This window comes from Alteromonas sp. W364, assembly GCF_031846205.1.
Lineage (GTDB): Bacteria > Pseudomonadota > Gammaproteobacteria > Enterobacterales > Alteromonadaceae > Glaciecola > Glaciecola blandensis.
Window position 1 is genome coordinate 52,396 of the sequence record NZ_JAVRID010000005.1, and the last position, 18,558, is coordinate 70,953.

An 18,558-nucleotide genomic window follows, 5' to 3' on the forward strand; every position below is an offset into this window, starting at 1 on the left:
CAATAAGAATAATTAAATAGTCAATCATGAGTAACGAAATAACGATCTCCCACGACGGCATCGAGCAGCTACCCTTAAGCCGATTTACCGAAGATGCTTACCTGAATTATTCCATGTATGTCATCATGGATAGAGCATTACCACATATCGGCGACGGTCTGAAACCGGTTCAACGACGCATCATTTATGCGATGTCTGACTTAGGTTTGAGTAATAATGCTAAATATAAAAAGTCTGCAAGAACAGTCGGTGATGTGTTAGGTAAGTTCCATCCACATGGTGACTCAGCTTGTTATGAGGCCATGGTATTGATGGCGCAACCGTTCTCTTATCGCTACCCATTAGTCGATGGTCAGGGCAACTGGGGTGCGCCAGATGATCCTAAGTCATTTGCTGCTATGCGTTATACCGAAGCCAGGTTAAGTAAGTTCAGCGAAGTCTTACTGACAGAGCTTGGGCAAGGCACCGTCGATTGGAATCCTAATTTTGATGGCACACTACAAGAACCGAAAGTACTGCCGGCGCGCTTACCACACATTCTTTTAAATGGCGTTACCGGTATCGCAGTCGGTATGGCGACCGATATCCCACCGCACAATGTACGAGAATTAGCGAATGCTTGTTGTTCATTGCTCGACAATTCGAAAACTGAATTAAGCGAGCTCTTAGAAATCGTTCAGGGTCCTGATTACCCAACTGATGCTGAAATTATTACACCGAAATCAGATATACAAAAAATATATGAGACAGGTCGTGGTTCAATAAAGATGCGAGCTGTTTATCATGAGGAGAACGGTGATGTAATTATTACTGCGCTACCTCATCAAGCCTCTGGTGGTAAGGTACTAGAGCAAATAGCGGGTCAAATGCAAGCTAAAAAGCTGCCTATGGTCAGTGATTTACGTGACGAATCAGATCATGAAAATCCAACCCGCCTAGTGGTGACACCACGTTCAAATCGTGTTGATGTTGCACAATTAATGCAACACTTGTTTGCCACCACCGATTTAGAAAAGAGTTACCGGGTTAATATCAATATGATTGGCCTAGATGGTCGCCCTCAGGTAAAAGATCTGCGTTCAATCCTCAATGAATGGTTAGTTTTCCGAAAAGATACGGTTACTCGTCGCTTACAATTTAGACTTGATAAAGTATTGGCGAGATTACACATTCTTGAAGGTTTGTTGATTGCGTTCTTAAACATAGACGAAGTCATTCACATCATTCGAACTGAAGATAAACCTAAACCCGTTTTAATGGAACGCTTTGGCCTTTCAGATACTCAGGCAGAAGCTATTCTAGAGTTGAAGTTACGTCACCTCGCTAAGCTGGAAGAGTTTAAAATCAAAGGCGAACAAGACGAATTGGCGAAAGAGCGAGATAGCTTACAGTTGCTGCTTAGCTCTGACAGACGTTTAAAAACCTTAATTAAGAAAGAAATTATTGCCGACGCCGAAACCTATGGCGACGAGCGTCGCAGTCCTATCGTTGAACGCGCAGAAGCTAAAGCCATTTCGGAAAAAGAATTAGTGCCGTCCGAGCCTGTCACAGTCGTTGTATCTGAGAAAGGTTGGGCACGTTGCGCCAAAGGCCACGACATTGATGTTGAAGGACTGAGTTATAAGTCAGGTGATAAATACCTGTGCAGTGCGAAGGGGCGAAGTACTCAGTTAGTCGCCTTTATCGATTCATCGGGTCGCGCTTTCTCTTGTGACGCGCACGGTTTACCTTCAGCGAGAAGCCAAGGCGAGCCACTCACTGGGCGCTTTAGTATTGTCGGCGGTGAAACCGTTGAGCATGTGGTGATGGGGGCGGACACCCAACAATACCTCATTGGCTCAGATGCTGGCTATGGTTTTGTTGGTAAGTTCTCAGACATGGTCAGTAAAGCGAAAGCAGGTAAAGCATTTGTTTCTCTGCCTACTGCAGCCAAGGTGATTCGTCCACAGCCAGTCACAGATGTGAAAACAGATTGGTGTTTATGTATTTCTAACGAAGGCCGCATGCTTTTATTCCCATTACGAGATTTACCTGTACTTGGTAAAGGTAAGGGGAATAAGTTAATGAACATCCCATCTGCTAAAGCAAAAACGCGAGAGGAGTATCTAACGGTCCTCACGGTAGTGCCTGAGAATGCCGATGTGAAGGTGTTTGCTGGCAAGCGAGGCATGACCTTAACTGCAAACGACTTGACTCATTATCAAGGTGAGCGTGGTCGTAGAGGCAATAAACTCCCTCGTGGACTGCAACGGGTCGATTCAATTGAGATTGAACTACCTAAAGCGAAAAACGCGAGTGATGTTGATGCTGAGTTACCTGATAGTAGCGGTGAAGCACCAAGCACAGAATAAAGCTTAGCCTCTAGGCAAACCTTCATTACTTTCATTTGTATGACTTTGAGGCGCATTACTTTGATGCGATGCGCCTTGGCTCACCTCACCATCTACTCCCACACTCACTGGCCCGATTTTGCCAAACCCTTGCATTTTCTTTTGGGGATTGAGCATTGTGATGCGCGTTAAAATCAGATTGTTGGGGTAGGTGATCGTTTCGTTATCATCGGTTAATAAGCGAATATTGAACAGGTTAACCTCTATGATGGTGCCTTCAACAAAGTTGTCACCCTCAAATATACGGACAAAATTACCTCGACTATATGATGGCTGAAACAAGAGAATAAAGTACGCTGTGATGTTACTCAGCAACGACCAGTTAGCAAATAATGCGACGCCAGTCACAGTAATCAATGACGTTGAAATCAGTAACAAGCCAGAAAAATCAATACCCCAGACGATAAATAGGCAAGCAAGAGTGATCGTACCTACAATGATACGGACGATGTTAAAAGCCTTCTTTGCGCTCTCTTGGCTGAGGCGACTAATCTTCACTCCACTCTTAATTTTCGGTAGTGTCCATTTAACAATAACGAGGTGCAGCGTAACCACAGCAGCAGACCACAGAATGCTCACGTAATATTGGCTAATCCAATTGTTAAAGGTACTTAGGAATGATATTTCTTGCATCAATTCGTTCTCATGGTTTCGATGTTAGGAATACAGAATTAGGTTAAAAGTAAAGCCAAACGGTGTTACTGTGCGTTTATATTAACCTGAACTTTATGTAAGTCGCGCTAAGTTATCATAGCATCATCAAGTTTACACCATTACTCTCGTTCCTACTTAGCTTAGCTACTTATTAGGATTTTCGTTGGTATCATCATGCAGTGAATTAAATTGTGTGGCGATAAAAATAAATGTATCCAAACATTAAAAAACAGGATATATAGTCGCCACTATTATCACTTGCCAATCATTAACTGAGTCAAGGACCATTATGAAAATTGCAGTGTTGTCGAGAAACCCGAATCTATATTCAACCAAGCGTCTGCTGGAAGCAGGACAGCAGCGAGGGCATGATGTGTCCGTGATTGACACTATGCATTGCTATATGGATGTAACCAGTGCAAGGCCATCGGTGCGTTACAAAGGTAAGGCACTTCCTCGCTTTGATGCTGTTATTCCAAGAATAGGTGCCTCAGTGACGTTTTATGGCACTTCAGTCGTGCGTCAGTTTGAGATGATGGGCACTTATTCTATCAATGAATCTGTGGCGATAAGTCGCTCTCGAGACAAGTTGCGTTCCTTGCAGTTATTGTCTCGCAAGGGTATTGGTATGCCACGCACCGGTTTCGCTAATCATCCAGACAAAATTGACGATCTGATTAAGAATGTGGGTGGTGCGCCGGTGGTGATTAAATTGCTGGAAGGTACACAGGGTATCGGTGTGGTACTAGCTGACACTGCAAAGGCGGCTGAATCTATTATCGAAGCGTTCATGGGCTTAAAAGCGTCAATTCTGGTCCAAGAATATATTGAGGAAGCGGGTGGCGCTGATATTCGTTGCTTAGTTGTAGGGGGTAAAGTTATCGCTGCAATGAAACGCCAAGGTGCGCCGGGTGAATTCAGATCTAACTTGCACAGAGGTGGCTCTGCAAGTTTAGTACGCCTTTCTCCGGCTGAGCGAAAAACCGCTGTTGATGCCGCAAAAACCATGGGACTAAACATGGCTGGTGTGGATATTTTGCGTTCCAAAAATGGACCTATGGTGATGGAAGTAAACTCCTCACCTGGGCTTGAAGGTATTGAAAAAGCAACCGGCAAAGATGTGGCAGGCATGATAATCGATTTTATTGCGAAAACGGCGACGCCAAACAAGACTAAAACGAAAGGTAAAGGCTGATAATGAAACGCGAAGACTTCGTCATTGGCGGAGAAAAAATTAAAGCTGGCGAGCAAAGGCGTCTGCAGTTAGAAATGCCGCCACTGTACACCGACACAAACATGGGTATTCCTGTGTTTGTTCAGCATGGAAAACGACCGGGGCCGACATTATTTGTGAGTGCAGCTATTCACGGCGATGAGCTTAATGGTATTGAAATTGTTAGCCGTTTAATTAAAAGCAGAGGCATTAAGAACCTTAGAGGCACTCTCATTGCGATCCCAATGGTGAACGTGTACGGCGTATTAAATCAAAGTCGATACTTACCAGATAGAAGAGACCTTAACCGTTGTTTTCCGGGTAGTAAAAAAGGCTCTTTAGCAGGACGGATTGCACGATTGTTCTTGGATGAAATCGTGAGTAAGTGTGATTTTGGCATCGACCTTCACACTGGTGCTATTCACCGTTCCAATCTACCCCAGATAAGAGCAAATTTGGATGACCCAAAAACGCTTGAGATGGCCGAAGCATTCGGTGTACCGGTGCTTCTTAATGCGGACATCCGAGATGGTTCGTTGCGACAAGCTGCCGCAGATGAAGGCGCGAAAGTGCTTTTGTATGAGGCCGGTCAAGCACTGCGTTATGATGAGTTCTCCATCCGAGCCGGTGTTAAAGGTATTATCAAGGTGATGAGAAACATTGGAATGTTGAATGGCGTCAAAGCGCGAGGCCACACTATTCGTCCATTCGTTGCTAGACAGAGCGGATGGGTGAGAGCAAATGAAAGTGGTTTTGTTATGCACAAAGCACAATTAGGGGATCACGTTGAAAAAGGAGATGTATTAGCGATAATCTCCAACCCCTTTGGTGAGCAGCTTGGCACCATGTTCTCACCAAGTACTGGGGTAGTGATCGGCAAACAAAACATCCCGTTGGCGCAGGAAGGGGAAGCAATTTATCATATTGCATACTTCAGTAAGCCTGACGAAGTGGCTGAGCATGTTGAGATGCTACAGGACAATTTGGTAGTTCCAGATTATGCCGCAGGAATGAACAGTTAGGCAGCAGTATGACGCTGTTCTTGCCTTAGATAACGAGAGTGATACATGAAAAACAAAGTGATGGTGGGCTGCTTGGAGCAGTGCGATTTACCTGATTTGAAAATCCAAGGGCTGCATGTGCGAGTAGATACTGGCGCGGCAACATCATCCTTGCATGTGGATAATATTGAAGAGTTTGAAGAAGATGATGCATTATGGATAAGTTTTGATTTACACCCAGATATCCATGACGTAAAAAGGCTGACTCGTTGTAAAAGCAAGGTTGCTGGAAAGCGCAAGGTGAAAAGCTCCACTGCAACTAAGCAGAAGCGCTATGTTATTGAAACTGAAATAGTGATGGCTGAGCAGCGTTGGACAATTCAATTGACCCTAACCGACCGCTCAGAAATGACTTACTTGATGTTACTGGGCCGAGAAGCAATGTCAGGTAGATTCACTGTCGACCCAGAGTTAGAGTATTTACTCTAACTGGCGCTAACATTTGTATTGGTGCTTTCGAAGATTTTATCAGCAGAAGCTGCTACAAAACCTTGATAATATTCACCGTTGCTTAATTTATAACGCTGAGCAAATTCATAGAAGCAACTTGGTATAGATAGCACACCATCACTAAAAGTCACATCGGCGGAATCCGCCATTGTAGAAGACTGTGCGAGGCATACGTCTTCTCCACCTTTAATCTCACCACCAGAAGTGTTCAATCTGAAACCCGCATCTTTCAGCTTACTATTCACGTCACTTAGCTCATCAATACTGTTAAGATGATTCACACTGACGGTGAAATGATTTGCGCGATATCCCCATGCTGCCATCCACGCTGCATACTCGGATTCTGCAAGCAAGGTCTTGTAATCTGCTTGAGAAACCTGCCAGTGAGTGCCTGAATACAGAAAGTCATCTTGTGTAGTTACCATTGGATCTATTTGGTCAACAAGCTTATGAATAATGGCCTGCGCAGTATCGCTAAGCTCTTCAACACGAAGCTCACTAATAAATACTTTAGGGTTCGTCAGGTCCGCATGCTCAAAGTGCATCGCGGTCAGTTTCTTACTTGCGAAGTCATAATCACCTTTTTGCTCATAACCTAAGCTAAGAAAGTGCGCTGCCAGCTTTTCCAAGTTTACTTTCTCAGTGTTAAAGGTGCGCAGTGCAATGTGGTCATTTACAATATCTGTCTGACCAGTAGCGTTACCCAAGAGCTGATGGATTTTATCCGCTGACGGTGTAATTTTTATGTAGTCTGCCCATAAGCCAGCAAACAAAGCGTCGATACTATTATGCATGACTATTTCCTTAGAATGTTAAACCAGGACTTAATGAAGAGGGTAACGTAACTACATCAAGTTCAACTGAAGCGACTGGGTAAGCGCAATAGTCGGCAGCGTAGTAAGCACTAGCTCTATGGTTGCCACTTTCACCTATACCACCAAATGGCGCTGCGCTGCTTGCACCGGTTATCGGTCTATTCCAGTTAACAATACCAGCACGAATTCTGGCAAGAAAGTAATCATAATCTTCCTTACTATCTCCCAATAAGCCTGCAGATAAACCAAAGCTTGTGTTATTGGCCTGTTCAATCGCAGTATCAAAGTCAGTATAACGAACCACTTTAAGTAAAGGACCGAAGTGCTCTTCATCTGGCATTTCAGTCACTATATCAGTTACATCAATAATACCTGGTGTAACAAAGCCTGTGTCTGTATCTGTATGTTCTAATTTTAATAGACTTTTTGCGCCTAAATTGAGTAAGTCTTGTTGCGCACTTGCCATTCCTGCAGCCGCTGCTGCACTGATCATAGCACCCATAAATGGCTGTTCTTCAGCATCGTAATGGCCGACTTTTATTGCCTTTGTTACTTCTAAAAGGCGCGCTAAGATCTTGTCGCCTTGTTCGTTACTTTCTATGAATAAACGGCGAGCACAGGTACAACGCTGTCCACTAGTAACGAATGCTGATTGCACGATATCATGCACAGCGGCGTCTATATCAGCTACTCCCTTAACGATCAGTGGGTTATTTCCGCCCATTTCTAATGCTAGGATCTTGCCCGGGTGGCCTGCAAATTGTTCGTGTAAAATTTTACCCGTGCGTGAGCTACCAGTGAAAAACAGGCCGTCAATGTTTTGATGGCTTGCTAAGGCTTTACCTGTCTCAATTTGGCCTTGAACAAGGTTTAAAACACCTGCTGGCAGTCCCGCTTTTTCCCATAGTTGCACGGTAAACTCAGCGACCATTGGGGTCAGATCACTTGGTTTGAAAACTACTGTGTTTCCTGCAATTAAAGCAGGTACGATGTGCCCATTAGGTAAATGACCGGGAAAGTTATACGGTCCAAACACAGCGACAACACCATGTGGTTTATGTCTAATTATCGCCTGCCCAACGGGCATTGCGTTTTCGACGGTACCGGTACGCTCATGGTAGGCCTTCTCAGAAATCGCGATTTTGCCCATCATAGCTGCGGCTTCAGTGGCTGTTTCCCACTCTGGTTTACCTGTTTCTTTGGCGATGATCTTAGCCAAGCTCTGCTTATTTTCTGCCAGTAATTCAGCAAACTTTTTGATAATACTAAGGCGTTCTTCTACTGTTTTCAAAGACCAGCTAGGGAAGGCAGTTCTGGCAGCAGCAACAGCGTCGTTGACCTGTGCTTCGGAGGCTGCTTTAGCAGACCAGATAACCTGGTTTTTGGCAGGATCAACTGAATCGATAGTGTGGCCAAGGCCGGCTATCCATTTACCATCAATGTAATGTGTCGTGTCTGTCATGTATCACTCCTAATGCTTAGTATTTGCGGGTGAAAATCGAATTGAATCGCCATCTTTGATGCCTAGTGCGGAGGCGGTCAGTCTTTCTATTGCAACTTTATTGGCGTCAACATAGGCAACTTCTGCTATACATGCGCGAAAGTCTTTAACCGAGGTATTAATGGCGAAACAGGTTTCACCATCGGTTTGGGCTAAGTTATCGTTGATGACAATCGTTGCTTTGCGACTTGCTTGCACTGTGGCGACTTGATTAACGTCGGCCTCAACAGTAGGGCCTGCATCAAAAATGTCGACGTAGCCTCTACATTTAAAGCCTTCTTGTTCTAATAAACGTAAAGCGGGTTTAGTTTTGTCATGTACCTTGCCGATACTATCTTGCGCCGCTTTACTGAGTAGGTTGACGTAGATGGGATACTTCGGCATTAATTCTGCTATAAAGCCTTTCTTGCCAATGCCTGTAAGATAATCAGCTGTTGGGAAGTCTAATGAGAAGAAGTGTTCTTCTAACCATGCCCAAAAAGGTGAGCGACCTTTTTCATCACTAATACCACGCATTTCAGCAATCACGATTTCAGCAAAACGCTCATGATGCTCAGCCATGAATAAAAAGCGCATTTTGGATAAAAATCTGCCATTTAGGCCCTGTCGTGCATTCTCTCGTAGAAATAAGGTACAAATTTCACTGACACCAGTATAGTCATTGCAAAAGTGCAGTATTTCCACGGTGTTATGCACATTTAACTCTCTTGATGCATGCACTACCTTGCTCACATGGTAATGATAGAAGGCGTCTTCCAAACCGACAGTTGCCTCGATACCTGAAGTACCGACGACTTGGCCGGTTTCCGTATCTTCCATTACGAACAAATAGCTTTCTGGCCCAGGGACGGTTGGTGTCGATGCGATAGCATCTATCGCTCGACTGATTTTTCGTTTGAGTAACTCTTCATTCACCGGCAATGATGTAAAGCCAATACCCGACTCCTCTGCAATCTCGTACAGAGCTTGATAGTCGTCGGCTTTGATAGGGCGGATGATTTTCATCGAAGTATCCTTCTCAAAAGACTGTGTATAGTTGCGCGATTAACCCGCTACAACTGCAGCTACGGCTCGTTCAAACCGAGCTAAGCCTTCAACAATGTCTTCATCAGGAATAACCAATGAAGGTGCAAAACGAATCACGTTCATGCCAGCAACAAGGCACATAAGGCCTTCACTATTAGCTGCAACCATAAAGTCGCGCGCGCGGCCCGCATACTCTTCATTCAGTGCGCAACCCAATAGCATACCTTGGCCTCTAACTTCACTGAATACGTGATACTTGTCGTTGATTTTCCCAAGAATTTCGCGATAAAGCGCTTCTTTTTTAAGAACACCTTCTAATACTTCTGGTTGGTTCACTACGTCAAGCGCTCTTTCGGCAACAGCACAAGCCAGCGGGTTACCGCCATAGGTACTGCCATGAGTACCCGGCTTCAAGCTGTTAGCGATATCGTTTGTGGTAAGCATTGCGCCAATTGGGAAGCCGCCACCTAGAGATTTCGCAGTAGTAAGGATGTCAGGAACAACATTCACGCCCATATATGCGTATAAGTGACCCGTTCGGCCTACGCCAGACTGGACTTCATCAAAAATTAGCAGTGCGTTGTGCTTGTCGCATAACTCACGAACACCTCTTACGAATGCAGGGTCTGGTACGATGATGCCGCCTTCGCCTTGAAGTGGCTCCATCATGACAGCGCAAGTGCGTTCTGACATCATTTCGGCCAGCATTTCTAAGTTATTGAACTCACAATGTTCTACTGCACCGGGCTTAGGGCCAAAGCCATCGGAGTAAGCAGGTTGACCACCTACCGTCACGGTAAAGAAGGTGCGACCGTGGAAGCCCTGCTTAAACGAAATAATTTGGTCTTTTGCTTCGCTATGGTGATCGATTGCGTATCTGCGAGCGAGTTTAAGTGCTGCTTCATTGGCTTCAGCACCAGAGTTTGCAAAATATACTTTGTCTGCAAAGGTTGCGTCACATAACTTTTTGGCTAAACGCATTGCTGGTTCATTTGTAAAAACGTTACTTAAATGCCACAGCTTAGCGCCTTGCTCTTGCAAGACCTCAACCAGTTCAGGATGACAATGACCCAAAACGTTGACTGCAATTCCTCCTGCAAAGTCGATGTATTCTTTCCCTTCTTGATCCCATACTCGAGAACCTTCGCCTCGAACGGGCACCATCTCTGCTGGGTTATAGTTCGGTACCATTACATCATTAAACGTTGCGCGAGTTACTTGCATACAAAACACCTCTTTGCGTTGATTCTGTGCGCTAATGTTGACCTTGTCTCACTAGCGAATTGGCCGAGTAGTATGCCAGAATATAGTCACAAAGTAAGCAAGAAATTTGCTTTGAGGCCAGTAAAAATAGGGGGTATGCAAGCATTTGCAGTTTTATTGCATATTTATTTGATGTGCAAAGGACAGCATCAATTTGGTGTTATGTCGTGACCAATCGAAGTATCAGTTGAAGGGCTGCTTGATGATAGAGTACACACGCGAGGGTTTGTCGACATTGACAAGCTTCCTTACTTATCCAGTAATTTCAGACTATTGTTTTACTTTTCGAAAAGAAGACTGGGCATAAGCATTCAAAAATAATTCTTAACAATCTAGAGAAGTGAGCTTGTTAAAGATGAATAAAGGTGCTGTTTTTATTCTGTTAAGGCTTTTGGCGGCGTGTGATGTTCCGGAATATTGATTTCAAGGCCTGTTAAATTGGTTTTCATCAACAACACGACGTCGTCAGACACAATGCCAAAATTTCGTAAATATAGCATCGAAGTTTGTTTTGACATGAGGCCATTAGCCTTCATCATTTTGAACTGCATATAGCCTTGGCAGCGGAAAAGAAGATCTGTCAGCGGGTGAAGATTCTTTGATTTTACATACTGATAGCTAATTTCTTGTATGCGAGTGTAATCTTCAAAACCAATGCCGATCATTAACCAACGGCATTTAAATTGCCCGACTAAATCACTAGTGAGTTGGTCGGCGTATTTAGTCCATAGGGTAATGAGGTATTTATGTGACGGCAATAGGGTTGCTAAGGCCTTCGCTTGTACTGGGTTATTCTTCTTACGTGCTTCAATGACCTTTTCTCGGAGTTTGCCATCGAAGGCTTTTAAGTACATCTTTGCTATAGCATTTCGCCCCATTGTACTGAACATGCCCATGTTGTAACCCAAATACCACTTTGAACCTTCCTTTTCGGCAATTGCTCGACATGCTTTGGCAGAACCTAAGGTGTATTCCCACATATGATTAGCGAGTTCTGGGAACATTTCTGAGCGGGCTGGTAACCCACGTTTTGATATCAACGCTGGGAGCAGTGTGCGTAAGCTCTCAATCCCGATAAAACTAAGCGCTTGTCTGAGTGTTTCAATGATGATGGGTTTACCGCGTGTATCAACACGTCTATATTTAGGTTGCTTGACGAATTTAATCAAACCTTGTTCTAACCAATCTAATTGAATAATTATCGCTTCAAGACGGGATATAGAACACGATTCGGTATATAAGACATCAAGTAATTTACCGATGAGAGGGTCAAGCCCAAGGACTTTCTTTAAGACATAATCGGTATCTCGGATACTTTTCGCTAAATCATTGATTAAGCTAACATGAAATTCGGCTTCGACTTGTTGTAGAAACAGGTTCTTTTTTTGATTCATTTCTTCGCGGTTTTTAATCGCGACTTCTTCGACAAAAAGCAGTTCTCTGCGTGCTTCAGCTTGCTCAGAATCTTCGTATGTACGTTGTTTTTCAGTTTTTTGACCAGACAAGATGACAGCCTCATCAATACTGACGAGGAGGTGCTCAAAACGATTGTTCATCGTTGCAGCAAGTTGAGATACGCTTAACTTCATGTCTATTTGTACATCCGTATTCTAGCTATTGTTTCAGAAAGTTATTCAAAATTTGATGGCCCGCAGTTGTTAGTAGAGATTCAGGATGAAACTGAACGCCGTATACTGGCAGTGTTTTATGTTCAATTCCCATTATCTCTATATCGTCACTTTCTTTACAAACTGCAGTTATTTCAAACATCTCTGGCAAACTCGCGTGCTCCAAAATCAATGAATGATAGCGCGTAGCAACAAATGGAGACTCAAGCCCTTTAAATATAACACTATCTTGCACTATTTGTATGCTAGAAGTTTTGCCGTGTTTGATATTTTTTGCGCGTATCACTTTTGCCCCAAACACCTGTCCGATGGCTTGATGACCTAAGCACACACCAAGTAATGGTTTTCTACCTGCAAAATAAGCAATCGCATCTAAACACACCCCTGACTCATTTGGGGTGCAGGGGCCCGGTGAAATAACCAAATGAGAGAAGGCGAGTTGCTTAATTTCTGCTAAGGTCAAGTCGTCGTTCTTAATCACCCTAACATTCGCACCTAACTCCTCAAAATAACGAGCTAGGTTGAAAGTAAAGGAGTCATAATTATCAATAATCAATACCGATGGTAGAAGACTCTCATTATTACTCACTGAATACAGTATCCTTAAGGGGTGACAAAACCGACAGCAGCATAAGCCTTAGCTAATGTAACGGCCGCTTTTGCACGAGCGTTTTCAGCACTTTTTGTCATCACTTCTGATAGGTAGTTATGATCAGATCTAATACGGGCATAGTTCTCTTGAATTGGCGCGAGCATAGACACTACAGCCTCTGCGACATCACCTTTCAAGTGGCCATACATCAATCCTTCGTATTTAGGTACTAAGGATTCGACACTCTCACCGGTAGTGCAAGATAGTAAGGAAAGGAGGTTTGAAACGCCCGGTTTTTCTTGTACGTCGTAATAAATTCGTGCTTTTTCATCACTGTCAGTCACTGCTCTTTTAATCTTTTTAGTCAGTTTCTTTGGATCTTCTAGTAATCCAATGACGTTATTCGGGTTGTCATCTGACTTAGACATTTTCTTCATCGGGTCTTGCAGACTCATTACTCTGGCACCTGATTCTGGAATGAAGGGGTCCGGAATAGTAAAAACGTCACCGTATAAATTGTTAAATCGTGTTGCGATGTCTCTTGTCAGTTCTAAATGTTGTTTTTGATCTTCACCGACCGGCACTCTGTTGGCTTGATACACAAGAATATCTGCAGCCTGCAATACAGGATAACTGTAAAGACCCACGTTAATATTTGATGCATTCTTCTGTGATTTATCTTTGAACTGAGTCATGCGATTCAACTCGCCCATTTGGGTGTAACAATTCAGTACCCAACTGAGTTGCGCGTGCTCAGGAACGTGCGATTGCATGAAAATACTGCTTTTATTTGGGTCGATACCACACGCTAAGTAAAGTGCTAGGCCATCTAAACATGCTTCTTTTAATGCAGTCGGCTCTTGTCTAACAGTAATCGCGTGTAAATCTACGATCATATATAGACAGTCATGGTCATCTTGCATATCAACCCACTGGCGTAATGCTCCCATGTAATTTCCCATGGTTAGTTGGCCAGATGGTTGGCAACCACTTAAAACGATTGGTTTGGATGAACTCATGTTTTCTTTCTTTCCTGATAGTAGAGGTTATTACTTAATTTACAAAAGTGTGTGAATGCGCATGTTAGTCGCTTGTCGCTTGTTTCATTGCGTTTTTCATTTTGCTGATAGTACCAGCGTAGTCATCGGAATTAAAAATGGCAGACCCAGCTACAAACATGTCTGCACCTGCTGCTCGCACATCGCCAATATTGTCTGTTTTTATGCCGCCATCGACTTCGATTCTAGTATTCAGACCAGCCTGGTCAATACGTTGCTTGAGTTGTTGAATTTTCGCCAGAGTCGAGTCTATAAATGATTGCCCACCGAAACCTGGGTTAACTGACATTAGTAGCACATAGTCGAGCTTGTCTAACACACAATCAAGTACATGCAGCGGCGTTCCCGGGTTTAAGGCGAGACCGGCTTTGCAACCGGCATCTTTTATCAATTGAATACTACGATCAAGATGCAAGCTTGCTTCGGGGTGAAAGCTAATCATGCTGGCCCCAGCTTTAGCAAAGGCCTCTATCATGCTATCTACTGGTTGCACCATCAAGTGCACATCAATGTCTGCGCTTATTCCATGGTTTCGTAATGCTTGGCAAATCATCGGGCCGAAACTGAGGTTGGGCACGTAATGATTATCCATAACATCGAAATGGATAACATCTGCACCAGCTAAAAGCACATTTTCAACTTCCTCGCCGAGGCGAGCAAAATCAGCGGATAGTATAGATGGCGCGATGAGTGGTGCGTGCATTGAGTGAGTTCCCTGTAAAATACGTAGTTTACCTAACTTTTCGAGTGGACAAAAGCCATGTTACTGCCCATTAATGGTGAGCTTGCATCAAATTGGGGCAAAATTCCTCACCTTTCCTTTTTTGCCGCCGATATTATTTTTGAATACATATTATTAAATCTACTAAAGTGTAATTAAATCATGTTCTTATGAGTTTTTAGGCTGGTTTTTTTATTTCGGCATCAGTTTTGCTGTTAAATGAGTAATGGCAGCTACTTCACCTATTCATAATAAGACGATTATAAAATCGCGAAAAAATATAAAAACTTTATGGAGAACTCACATGAGAACATTTAAACGCACTGCTTTGGCAGCTACACTTTTAGCAAGCACCTTGGCGAGTCATTCTGCAATGGCGGAATGGTCGGCAAATATTGGTGTTGTGTCTGATTATCACTTCCGTGGTATTCAACAAACAGAATCAGCATCAACAAGTGCTGGTATTGATTATGCTGGTTCAACTGGTTTTTACGCTGGTGCGTGGACTGCGGAAGTTGAAGACGGTTTGGAAGTCGACCTTTATGCAGGTTACGGTGTTGAGCTTGAAAGCGGCATTACTTTAGATGCCAACTTTACCACTTATCAGTACACAGGCGACTTCGATAGCGCATACAACGAAATTGGTCTAGGAGCTGGTTTTGGTTTGTTCTCTGTTGGTTACGTTCAAGGTAAATGGGACGGTGTCGTTGGTAATGAAGACGCAACAGAAGGTGATTACTCTCTAATTACACTTGGCCTTGAAAGCGGTGGTTGGTCTGCGACTATCGGATCTTACGGTCAAGATGCTGAAGGTGAGTATGGCGAAATCGCATATGGCACTGAAATTGGTGGATTCGATGTTGGTGTTGGTCTTGTGATCAGCGGATCAGACTTAGATGACAGCGAGTCACTATACTTTTCTATCAGCAAGTCATTCGAGCTATAAGCTAAAGACTGACTTAGCTGAATAAAAGCTCTCGTGTGTTAATTTGCATACGGGAGTTTTTTTATGACAAAATTTTAATATTGTAGAGTCAAATTTTTGCGCTATACTTAGTGCAAATATTAACCGATAGCATCGGTCTATTACTCTCATCATTAACTTCAATGATGGTTTTACGCCGGTCAGCTAGGGAAGAACATGAGTCAACCTCGTCAATTTGACAAAATAGCAAAAGTAAAAAGCATTGCTGCCGTGCTCGGTATCGTGTTTTGCTTTTATTTGTCAATGACTCACGCCCACTCAGCCAAAGTGCCATGTTTAATGCATGAATACACGGCACAAGAGCTTCCGAACGGTAATACTTCTGAAATCTCCACAAGCGCGATTACAAGTAATTTCATTGAGTGTACTACAATTGAAAAACAACTCAGTTGGGTCGCTTGGCTAATGAATCGATCGGATTCGACTCAACTTCATTACCTTGATTTACTTGAGCTGCTTTCACGCTCTTAATTTCTGCGCTACTCTTAAGACAGTCACTATGTTTTGCACACATTGCTTGGCAAACCGCTGTTGCTTGGGTTTAGGAGATGGATATTGAAAAAGATGTTTGGTGTTATTAAGAGCGTATTGGCTAGTATGTTAGGCGTACAGTCGCAACAAAATTATGAAAATGATTTTGCTGAACGTTCAGCCTTGCCCTATATCATCACAGGTATTGTGATAGTTGTTTTGTTTGTGGTCTCATTAATTGTACTAGTGAACTTTTTAACGTAAACATAATTTATGCCTACCCAATTTTAGGCCCTATCGGATTCATTCTGTAAAAAAATCACTAAGTCGTCGTGTTTAATGGGTTTAGAGATAAGATAGCCTTGAATATAGTCGCAACCCAATTTACGCAATTCTTCAAATTGTGCTTCTGTTTCAGCGCCCTCAGCAACAATCGGTACAGACAAACTATGTATCATTTGTGTTAGCGATCCTACAATCCTTTGTTGACGTTCATCGACATCTATTTTGTCTAACAAAGAGCGGTCTAACTTCACCGTGTTGTAATTAAACGCTGTAAGATAGGATAAGGATGAATAGCCTGCACCAAAATCGTCGATGGCTACTCTAAAGCCAAGGTCAGTAGCGTACTCAATCCAAAACTTTGCTTGTTGAAAATTGGTGATTAAAGTGGTCTCGGTTATTTCCAGCTCAATACGATTTGGATTGATTCGGCATCTTTCTAACTCTTCTTTCAAAAATTCAATTGCGCGGTCATTCACCAGTTGAGATGAGCTTAAATTTACAGAAATAATAATATCATCTCGTTGTATCTCATCTAAGAAAGCAACTTCTCTAATAACTGATTGCACGATCCATTCAAACAGCCTGTTCATGTTTTCGCTTTCTTCTAATACATCTATGAAGGTAGGTGGAGGAATGAATCCTAGTTCTGGGTGTTGCCATCGACAGAGAGCCTCAAGCTTCGTCACTTTGCGAGAGCTGCTATCAACTATTGGTTGATAGACTAAAAATAATTGATTTTCGGCAAGAGAGTTAGCGAAGTCATTTTTGATCGTAAAGCGTAATTGTGCTTTTTCTTCCATCGATTCATCGAAGAACTTAAAGCGATTTTTACCTTCTTCTTTTGCTTGATACATCGCGATATCACCATAGCGAAGCAACTTATCAGCATCAATTGAGCTTGCGTCTTGAGTAGCAATACCAATACTCGCGCTAATAGTGATATTGGTCTCATAAATATGAAATGGTGCGGCGAATAGTTGGACAACCGATTCAGCCATTTCAAGCAATGCATCCTTAGCATCATAATTAGTGTAGCAGATAACAAACTCATCACCCCCAATCCGGTAGACCTTAATGAATTTATTCGATACTCCTTTCAAACGATAACCAATCTTTTTCAGCATGATGTCGCCAGCTTCATGGCCTAAGTTATCATTTACTGGTTTGAAGCCATCAAGATCTAAGAAGAAAATAGCCACATTGTGAGCTGTATTTTTCTTGCCGATAACTTGTAAGTCGTCAACCAACACATTACGCGTGTATAAGCCTGTGGTGCTGTCGATAGTGGCTTGTCTAACCAAGCGTTTCTGGGACACATCTAATTCATGCTCATAGCTCTCTAGCATATCAATAGCATTGCGAAACTCATCTTCCAGATCATATAGCTCATCGTTGAAGCGGCGGTCCTTTCTTTGACCTAAACGATATCTAGCGGTGTTGTACTCTTTGCTTGCGATCAAGGAAATTGCACGTCGAAGTTTATTGATCTGAGAAATAGGAATAATAGAAAAGGTTATTAGCGTTAATAGTATCCCCAAGGTCACGGTGACAAAAATCAATATGACTTGTTGCTTTTGAGCTGTTTGTTGATTTATAAGGTCGCTAATTTCACGGATAAACATGACATTAAATGGATAGGCGATACTATCTATTTGCTCAAACCAGACAAAGTATTCGCTATTATTAACGTTTAGCCTCAAACCACTATTTTCTAATTGTTCAAACTGTGACTCGCTGAGTTCTGTATTTAACAGAGGTTCCAGCTCACCTGCGCCGGTGATAATTTCGGTAATATAACGTTTAAACGAAGTTTCGCTGGTAACAGGCGCTTCAGAAGGAGCTAAGATCCCTACGTTACTACCAGTTATCAAATTGAGAAACTCGACCGATTGTGCCAAATCAGCAATTAATGTGAGTGTCCAAGTACTGCGGTTAAATGTGATGGGTACTGAGGTAGATAATTCACACTCAAGATGACAAACAATAGCTGATTGCGCGTTTCCTGTGCGTATCGTTTCCTTTTGCATGCTTTCAATGTATTTGCTTGGGAAACTGCCAAATTGATATCGAGTATCACCATCGCTGAGGGACAAAGAAGAAAGCGAGTAGCTCGTTTGCAAGCGGCTCCAAATTTCTTGGAAATAGAGTTTACCTTCTTCAGGTGTTTTACGACTGAGCGTACTCAGGTTTATCAGCTCTTCAGCATGCAGTCTGAGTTCTTCTAACTGTTGCTCAAAGAGCAGATGAGAAACTCTAAGATGCCCGTACTGTACTTCCTCAATTTGCGCTTCAAATCGCTTACTTTGTTGGGCGGTTACGAAGCCATAAGAGGCAGCTAAAGAAACGATCGCGACAATAGTTACGAGTAAAAGTGTTTTCGACAGTAGGCCGCGAATTCGTATCATGTTGGTCTTGTCTGATGATTTTATATACTGAGTGAGCGCT

General features: G+C 43.0%; 17 protein-coding genes. 7 read left to right on the forward strand and 10 right to left on the reverse strand.

Features of this window, described 5'->3' with window-relative positions; translation table 11 throughout:
* Positions 1-26: 26 nt before the first annotated feature.
* A complete protein-coding gene (gene parC / locus RM556_RS09305) occupies positions 27-2,351 on the forward strand; it encodes a DNA topoisomerase IV subunit A (protein ID WP_311361080.1) in 2,325 nt (774 codons plus the stop codon).
* Between the two features lie 3 nt (positions 2,352-2,354).
* Here the strand turns inward: parC and RM556_RS09310 are convergent, their stop codons facing one another.
* Positions 2,355-3,023, reverse strand: a complete 669-nt coding sequence (locus RM556_RS09310; protein ID WP_311374441.1) for a mechanosensitive ion channel domain-containing protein — start codon at positions 3,021-3,023, stop codon at positions 2,355-2,357.
* Between the two features lie 310 nt (positions 3,024-3,333).
* On the opposite strand from RM556_RS09310, the gene rimK reads away from it, so the two are divergent.
* The 3 genes from rimK to RM556_RS09325 are packed head-to-tail and all read left to right on the forward strand — an operon-like array spanning position 3,334 to position 5,747.
* Positions 3,334-4,239: a 30S ribosomal protein S6--L-glutamate ligase gene (rimK, locus tag RM556_RS09315; RefSeq protein ID WP_311361082.1), complete on the forward strand. Its 906-nt coding sequence runs from the start codon at positions 3,334-3,336 to the stop codon at positions 4,237-4,239.
* A 2-nt stretch (positions 4,240-4,241) separates the two neighbouring features.
* A complete protein-coding gene (locus RM556_RS09320; RefSeq protein WP_311374442.1) occupies positions 4,242-5,279 on the forward strand; it encodes a succinylglutamate desuccinylase/aspartoacylase family protein in 1,038 nt (345 codons plus the stop codon).
* Positions 5,280-5,324: 45 nt separating this feature from the next.
* A complete protein-coding gene (locus RM556_RS09325; RefSeq protein WP_311361084.1) occupies positions 5,325-5,747 on the forward strand; it encodes an ATP-dependent zinc protease in 423 nt (140 codons plus the stop codon).
* Here RM556_RS09325 and RM556_RS09330 read toward each other — a convergent pair.
* The 8 genes from RM556_RS09330 to rpe form a co-directional block, all read right to left on the reverse strand.
* A complete protein-coding gene (locus RM556_RS09330) occupies positions 5,744-6,562 on the reverse strand; it encodes a DUF1338 domain-containing protein (protein WP_311374443.1) in 819 nt (272 codons plus the stop codon). The two genes, RM556_RS09325 and RM556_RS09330, sit on opposite strands and share 4 nt — an antisense overlap.
* A gap of 10 nt (positions 6,563-6,572) precedes the next feature.
* Entirely contained in the window at positions 6,573-8,045 is a 1,473-nt protein-coding gene (gene astD, locus RM556_RS09335; RefSeq protein ID WP_311374444.1) for a succinylglutamate-semialdehyde dehydrogenase, read from the reverse strand.
* 9 nt (positions 8,046-8,054) lie between these two features.
* Positions 8,055-9,089, reverse strand: a complete 1,035-nt coding sequence (gene astA / locus RM556_RS09340; protein ID WP_311361087.1) for an arginine N-succinyltransferase — start codon at positions 9,087-9,089, stop codon at positions 8,055-8,057.
* A 39-nt stretch (positions 9,090-9,128) separates the two neighbouring features.
* On the reverse strand, positions 9,129-10,334 hold the full coding sequence (locus RM556_RS09345) for an aspartate aminotransferase family protein (protein WP_311374445.1): 1,206 nt from the start codon (positions 10,332-10,334) through the stop codon (positions 9,129-9,131).
* A 413-nt stretch (positions 10,335-10,747) separates the two neighbouring features.
* Positions 10,748-11,962, reverse strand: coding sequence for an HDOD domain-containing protein (locus tag RM556_RS09350; RefSeq protein WP_311361089.1), 1,215 nt, complete (start codon positions 11,960-11,962; stop codon positions 10,748-10,750).
* A gap of 25 nt (positions 11,963-11,987) precedes the next feature.
* Complete coding sequence (locus tag RM556_RS09355; protein WP_311374446.1) at positions 11,988-12,590, reverse strand: aminodeoxychorismate/anthranilate synthase component II; 603 nt, start codon at positions 12,588-12,590, stop codon at positions 11,988-11,990.
* Positions 12,591-12,604: 14 nt separating this feature from the next.
* Positions 12,605-13,612 (reverse strand): tryptophan--tRNA ligase, encoded by a 1,008-nt coding sequence (gene trpS / locus RM556_RS09360; protein WP_311361091.1) that lies wholly within the window; start codon positions 13,610-13,612, stop codon positions 12,605-12,607.
* A gap of 64 nt (positions 13,613-13,676) precedes the next feature.
* On the reverse strand, positions 13,677-14,354 hold the full coding sequence (rpe, locus tag RM556_RS09365) for a ribulose-phosphate 3-epimerase (RefSeq protein ID WP_311361092.1): 678 nt from the start codon (positions 14,352-14,354) through the stop codon (positions 13,677-13,679).
* Positions 14,355-14,676: 322 nt separating this feature from the next.
* Here rpe and RM556_RS09370 point away from each other — a divergent pair, with 322 nt between their 5' ends.
* The 3 genes from RM556_RS09370 to RM556_RS09380 all read left to right on the forward strand — a co-directional run bounded on the left by RM556_RS09370 (position 14,677) and on the right by RM556_RS09380 (position 16,092).
* The gene (locus RM556_RS09370) at positions 14,677-15,318 is read left to right on the forward strand and encodes a TorF family putative porin (protein ID WP_311361093.1); all 642 of its coding nucleotides are present in this window, start codon (positions 14,677-14,679) and stop codon (positions 15,316-15,318) included.
* Between the two features lie 195 nt (positions 15,319-15,513).
* Positions 15,514-15,828, forward strand: a complete 315-nt coding sequence (locus tag RM556_RS09375; RefSeq protein ID WP_311361094.1) for a hypothetical protein — start codon at positions 15,514-15,516, stop codon at positions 15,826-15,828.
* A 93-nt stretch (positions 15,829-15,921) separates the two neighbouring features.
* A complete protein-coding gene (locus RM556_RS09380; RefSeq protein WP_311361355.1) occupies positions 15,922-16,092 on the forward strand; it encodes a DUF2970 domain-containing protein in 171 nt (56 codons plus the stop codon).
* Positions 16,093-16,115: 23 nt separating this feature from the next.
* Here RM556_RS09380 and RM556_RS09385 read toward each other — a convergent pair whose 3' ends face one another.
* A complete protein-coding gene (locus RM556_RS09385; protein ID WP_311374447.1) occupies positions 16,116-18,518 on the reverse strand; it encodes a bifunctional diguanylate cyclase/phosphodiesterase in 2,403 nt (800 codons plus the stop codon).
* Positions 18,519-18,558: the final 40 nt, after the last annotated feature.